General features: G+C 64.2%; 7 protein-coding genes. 3 read left to right on the forward strand and 4 right to left on the reverse strand.

The features are described from left to right. Positions 1–467 (reverse strand): PAS domain-containing protein (locus tag QZ213_RS23115; protein WP_291688402.1); only part of this gene is annotated, 467 nt, incomplete at its 3' end. Next, entirely contained in the window at positions 464–1465 is a 1002-nt protein-coding gene (gene dusB / locus QZ213_RS23120; protein WP_291688403.1) for a tRNA dihydrouridine synthase DusB, read from the reverse strand. The genes dusB and QZ213_RS23115, both read right to left, overlap by 4 nt. A 285-nt stretch (positions 1466–1750) precedes the next feature. Between dusB and QZ213_RS23125 the strand changes: the two genes are divergently transcribed. Both QZ213_RS23125 and QZ213_RS23130 read left to right on the forward strand, forming a co-directional pair. Further along, positions 1751–2947, forward strand: a complete 1197-nt coding sequence (locus tag QZ213_RS23125; RefSeq protein ID WP_291688404.1) for a bifunctional 2-C-methyl-D-erythritol 4-phosphate cytidylyltransferase/2-C-methyl-D-erythritol 2,4-cyclodiphosphate synthase — start codon at positions 1751–1753, stop codon at positions 2945–2947. 1 nt (position 2948) lies between these two features. After that, positions 2949–3551: a CinA family protein gene (locus QZ213_RS23130; protein WP_291688405.1), complete on the forward strand. Its 603-nt coding sequence runs from the start codon at positions 2949–2951 to the stop codon at positions 3549–3551. Between the two features lie 4 nt (positions 3552–3555). On the opposite strand, the gene QZ213_RS23135 is transcribed toward QZ213_RS23130, so the two are convergent. Together QZ213_RS23135 and lipA are read right to left on the reverse strand one after the other, a co-directional pair. Continuing rightward, positions 3556–4035 carry an SRPBCC family protein gene (locus QZ213_RS23135; RefSeq protein WP_291688406.1) on the reverse strand — a complete coding sequence of 160 codons (480 nt, stop codon included), beginning with the start codon at positions 4033–4035 and terminating at the stop codon, positions 3556–3558. Positions 4036–4047: 12 nt separating this feature from the next. Further along, positions 4048–5007, reverse strand: coding sequence for a lipoyl synthase (lipA, locus tag QZ213_RS23140; protein WP_291688407.1), 960 nt, complete (start codon positions 5005–5007; stop codon positions 4048–4050). A gap of 148 nt (positions 5008–5155) precedes the next feature. On the opposite strand from lipA, the gene QZ213_RS23145 reads away from it, so the two are divergent. Beyond that, positions 5156–5761 (forward strand): DNA-3-methyladenine glycosylase, encoded by a 606-nt coding sequence (locus tag QZ213_RS23145; protein ID WP_291688408.1) that lies wholly within the window; start codon positions 5156–5158, stop codon positions 5759–5761. The last annotated feature ends 294 nt before the right edge of the window (positions 5762–6055 follow it).

Here is a 6055-nt window from a genome sequence, read left to right on the forward strand (position 1 = left end):
GACAGCGGGTTCTTGATTTCATGCGCCAGCATCGCGGCCAGCGCGATCACCGAACGCGCCGCACTTCGATGCGTCAGTTGCCGGTCCATCTTGTCGGCGATGGTGCGCTCCTGCAGCATCACGACGATATGGCCGGGCCGCTCGGTCAGCGGCGCGACGTGAAGGTCGACCTGGCGGTCGCCGCCGATGCGCGGCGTGCCGAGATCGACCTTGTATTCGTTGACCGGCGAGCCGCTCGCGCGCACCTGGTCGATCAGCGCCAGCAGCGGGCTGCCGAACGGCACCAGTTCCTTGAGAGACTGGCGTTGCAGGAATTGCGTCGAGATCTCGAAAAACGATTCCGCGGCCATATTGGCATCGACAATCCTGCCGTCCGGCGCCACCAGCAGAACCGGATTGGGCAAGGCATTGAGGATAGCATCGCCATCGGACGGCATCGGCCTGCGATGTTCTGCGGCTGGAGTCATGCAGCAGCGCTCCATGCAAAGTCGTCAAACGCATCCTGAAGAGATCGATTCACGCCTGTGGGATCTTCCGACGTCAGAATCTTCGCGCGCCAGGTCTTGAGCGTGGCCGCCGGCGCGCGGCTGCATCGCGCCGCGACTTCCAGCGCCCAGCCGAGATGTTTGCGCGCGTGGCGAAGGCCAACGCGCAACCCGTAGTGACTGCAAACCTCGTCATGGAGTGCGCGGATATGGTTGAGCTGCACGGCGAGCGGCGGCGCCTCCTCGACGACGCCGGTTTCGAGCCGGCGCGCGATCTGGCCGGGCAACCACGGCTGGCCCTGGGCGCCGCGACCGACCATGACGGCGTCGGCGCCGGACTGCTCAAACGCGGACACGGCTTTCTCGAATGATGTGATATCGCCGTTGACGACGAGCGGAATGCTGATCGCATCCTTGACGGCGCGCACCGCGCTCCAGTCGGCGACGCCCCTGTAGAACTGGCAGCGCGTGCGGCCGTGCACGGTAATCATCCGCACGCCCGCGGCCTCCGCGCGGCGCGCCAAATCCGGCGCGTTGAGCGAGCGCTCGTCCCAGCCGAGCCGCATCTTCAATGTCACCGGCACTTTCACCGCCGATATCGTCGCCTCGATCAACCTCAGGGCGTGATCGAGATCGCGCATCAGCGCCGAACCAGACTGGCCGCCGGTCACGTGGCGGGCCGGGCAGCCCATATTGATATCGATGATTTCAGCACCCGCCGCTTCGGCGATCCGTGCGCCCTCGGCCATCCATTTGGTCTGACACCCCGCGAGCTGGACGACGTGGGGACCTATTCCGGTTGCCTCGCATCGCAGCAGCGACATCGGTCGGCCATTGACGAGATCATCGCTGGCTGTCATTTCGGAAACGACGAGTCCGGCCCCGAGCGCGGCCGTCAAACGCCGAAAAGGCACATCAGTGATGCCGGACATCGGCGCGAGAAGGACCCGGTTGGCGATAGTAATATCACCTATTCTCAATGGCTTAGAGCGAAATGTTTCCGAGCCGGTCACGGACTTCTCGTTTCTTTGACAGACGCCTCATCGCGAATGTCGTGACGCATTTTGCGCACAAATCTTGTGCAGTCAAGTTTCATGCCTACACTTTAGACAATTCTTGCAATTGTGCAAGTGCACTGCAGCAAAATAAGCTTTTCCCACAGCCATTGGGAATCACTCTGTTTTTGCATTCCCGGCATGATATGGGCAGTGCGCCGACCGACCCATGATCCCTCAGCAACCCAGAATCGCCAGTAATTGAGTGCAATGCCGAAATCTGCGCGGACCGCCGCCATTCTTGTCGCCGCCGGACGCGGCCTTCGAGCCGGCGCGGGGGGACCGAAACAATATCGCTCGATCGGCGGGCAGACCGTGATTTTCCGCGCGATGGAACCGTTTTGCCGTCATCCGCAGGTCTTTGCCGTGCAGCCGGTGCTCAATCCCGACGATACCGCCATGTTCAATGAGGCCGTCAGCGCCTTGCCGCACGAGCCGCCTGCCGAGGGCGGTGCGACTCGGCAAGCCTCGGTGCACGCCGGGCTCGAAGCGCTCGCCGGCCAGAAGCCGGATATCGTCCTGATCCACGACGCGGCGCGGCCATTTGTCTCGGCGGCGCTGATTTCGCGCGCGATCGACGCCGCCGGCCGTACCAGCGCGGCCATCCCTGCGATTGCCGTCGCCGACACCGTCAAGCTGATTGACGCAAACGGAAACGTCGAGGCCACGCCGGAGCGTGCGCGGCTGCGTATCGCGCAAACGCCGCAGGCGTTCCGGTTCGATGTGATTCTCGACGCCCACCGCCGCGCGTCGCGCGAGGGCCGTAGCGATTTCACCGACGACGCCGCGCTCGCCGAATGGGCGGGATTGACGGTGGCGACCTTTGAAGGCGATCCTGCGAATATGAAGCTGACGACACCGGAAGATTTTGCACGCGAAGAAGCCCGCCTCGCTGCCCTCCTCGGCGATATCAGAACCGGGACCGGCTACGACGTGCACGCCTTCGGCGACGGCGATAACGTCATGATCTGCGGCATCCGCGTGCCGCACACGCGCGGCTTCCTCGCCCATTCCGACGGCGACGTCGGCCTTCATGCGCTGGTCGATGCCATCCTCGGCGCACTGGCGGACGGCGATATCGGTTCGCACTTTCCGCCCAGCGATATCAAGTGGAAGGGCGCTTCCTCCGACCAGTTCCTGAAATATGCGGTCGATCGCGTCACCGCGCGCGGCGGCCGCATCGCCAATCTGGAAGTGACGCTGATCTGCGAGCGGCCGAAGATCGGACCGCTCCGCGACACCATGCGCGCGCGCATCGCCGAGATCACGGGTGTGAACATCTCGCGGATCGCCGTGAAGGCGACCACCAGCGAACGTCTCGGCTTCACCGGCCGCGAGGAAGGCATCGCAGCCACCGCGAGCGCCACCATCCGCCTCCCTTGGGACGATAAAGGTTGGAGCGACTGACATGAGCGGCAGCGACGCCCGCGCCCTCTCCCGCTCGCTGCTCGATCTTTGCCGGATGCGCAAACTGACCATCGCGACCGCAGAATCCTGCACCGGCGGCCTGGTCGCTGGCGCGCTCACCGACATTCCCGGCTCCTCCGACGTCATCGACCGCGGTTTTGTGACGTATTCCAACGAGGCCAAGCGCGCGATGCTGGGGGTCAAGGCCTCGACGCTCGAGAGTTTTGGCGCGGTCAGCAAGGAGACCGCGACCGCGATGGCCGTGGGCGCGCTGGAGCGCGCCGGCGTCGACCTCGCCGTCTCCATTACCGGCATTGCCGGCCCGGGCGGCGCTATGCCGGGCAAGCCGGTGGGCCTGGTGCATTTCGCGGTCGCCTCCCGCGACGGTCGGATTCTGCATCGCGAATGCCGCTTCGGCGCGATCGGCCGCAGCGCGGTGCGGGCGCGCTCCGTCGTCGAGGCGCTGCGGATGCTGACGGAACTGGCGCGCGGACCGCAGGCCGCCGCAAAACCGCGCCGCGAGGCCGCCAGCCGGTTGCGCCCGCGCGTCGCGCGCTCGCCGAGGCGCAGCGCCGTCAAACGTCGGCGACCGCCGCGGACGTGATCGATCAGGATGACGCCTTGCCTGCGATCCCCGGCCGTCCATAGATCATGTCCGCACGCTTCTCGAACGCCGCCGCAAAGCGCTGGAACGCGGCATCGAACATCGTGCCCATCAGCATCGCCAGCATCCGGCTCTTGAACTCGTAAGCGAGGTAGAAACCGACATCGCAGGACGTCTCCGACTTCGGCTCGAAGGTCCAGCGGTTCTCGAGATTGCTGAACGGCCCCTGCAGATATTCGACCAGGATTTTGAGATTGGCCCGGTCCAGCGTCACCCGTGTCGCAAAAGTCTCCCGCACCAGCTTGAACGATACCGTCATCTCGCAGACCACGATCTCGGTGCCGTCGGGCTTCGGCGTGCGCTGACGCACTTTCAGCGCGCTGCACAAAGGCACGAATTCCGGATAGCGCTCGACGTCGGCGACCAGATCGAACATCTGCGCCGCGCTGTGCTTGACCAGGCGCCTGGAGTTGAATTTCGGCATCGGCGTAAAGCTTCAGCGGGATTTTGCCGCGCGCGCCGCCCTGAGCCTGGCGAAATCATCGCCGGCGTGATGCGACGAGCGGGTCAGCGGGCTCGCCGACACCATCAGGAAGCCCTTGGTATAGGCGACCTTCTCATAGCCCGAGAATTCGTCCGGCGTCACATAGCGCATCACGGCGTGATGCTTGCGGGTCGGCTGCAGATACTGCCCGATGGTCAGAAAATCCACATCCGCCGAGCGAAGATCGTCCATCACCTGCAACACCTCATGGCGCTCCTCGCCGAGCCCAACCATGATGCCGGATTTGGTGAAGATCGTTGGGTCGATTTCCTTGACCCGCTGCAACAGCCGGATCGAATGGAAGTAGCGCGCGCCCGGACGCACGCTGAGATAACGCGACGGCACGGTTTCGAGATTGTGGTTGAACACGTCGGGTTTTGCCGCCACCACGATTTCGAGCGCGCCTTCCTTGCGCAGGAAGTCGGGAGTGAGAATCTCGATCGTGGTGCTCGGGCAGCGCGCGCGGATCGCGCGAATGGTCTGCGCAAAATGTTCGGCGCCGCCATCGGCGAGATCGTCGCGGTCCACCGAGGTGACCACGAGATGGGCGAGCCCGAGCTTGAAGGTGGCTTCCGCGACGTGCTGCGGCTCCGACGCGTCGAGCGCGCCGGGCATGCCGGTCTTGACGTTGCAGAAGGCGCAGGCGCGTGTGCAGGTGTCGCCCATGATCATGAAGGTCGCGTGCTTCCTGTCCCAGCACTCGCCGATGTTCGGGCAGCCCGCCTCCTCGCACACCGTGACGAGGCCGTTTTCCCTGACGATGTCGCGGGTCTCGGCATAGCCGCGTGCGGTCGGCGCGCGCACCCGAATCCAGGCCGGCTTCGGCGGCGACGGCGCGTCCGGCCGGTTCACCTTTTCCGGGTGGCGCGGGCGGAGCGGCGTGGCGGAAATAGTATCGACGACGACGACCATGGAATATCCATATCCCTGAGCGGCTTAGCTAATCCCCTTGAAGGGGAATCGCAACCGCCCGGCTTGTTGGGCGCCATGCTTTAGCATATTGCCATCCCCGACGCATTTATGCCCTCCCAGCCCCCGATTTGCAGACCCTTGATCTGGAATGGCTCAAAGCCGCACATTCCCAACCCCGGCCGCACCCAAATTGGGCAAGCCACTCAAGCGCGCTTTCTTCGCCCGTAGCGTGCATGAGGTCGCGCCCGACCTGATCGGCGCGACCCTGCTGGTGAATGGAGTCGGCGGCCTCATCGTCGAGGTCGAGGCCTATCATCACACCGAGCCGGCCGCCCATTCGTATCGGGGCCCGACGCCGCGCAACCAGATTATGTTCGGCCCGCCCGGCTTCGCCTATGTCTACCGCTCCTATGGCATCCACTGGTGCGTCAATTTCGTCTGCGAGAAAGCAGGGTCCGCCAGCGCGGTGCTGATCCGTGCGCTTGAACCGACCCACGGCATTCCGGCGATGCGGAGCCGGCGGGGATTGCGCGACGAACGCGCGCTGTGCTCGGGTCCGGGGAAGCTCACCGAAGCGCTCGGCATCACGATTGCGCATAATGGATTGGCTCTCGATGCCCCGCCGATCGCGCTGTATGCTCGGCGGGAAAAACCGGAGATCGCCGCAGGCGTGAGGATCGGAATTACCAAAGCGGTCGAACTGCCGTGGCGATACGGGTTGAAGGGCTCGAAATTTTTGAGCAAGCCGTTTTGACACCACCGTCATTCCGGGCGATGCGAAGCATCGAACTACGAGCGCGATTGCACATCGGAGAATCTCGAGATTCCGGCTCTGGTACTTCGGACCATCCCGGAATGACGAGGGATGGATTGCTCCTCTCCTCGCAATGACGGCATATATGACTTCTCATTCTCGCGGCGCGGTGCGCCCGAGTTTTGCAAAACCTTACGCCCCGGAGGGCGTGGGGAATGCCGGGTGCCCAGTGCACCCGCAGCCTCGTGTGCGAAGTGGTAGTTCAAGATGCACACGAGTATTCACAGCGGTCGC

It is taken from the genome of Bradyrhizobium sp. (assembly GCF_017881085.1).
GTDB lineage: Bacteria > Pseudomonadota > Alphaproteobacteria > Rhizobiales > Xanthobacteraceae > Bradyrhizobium.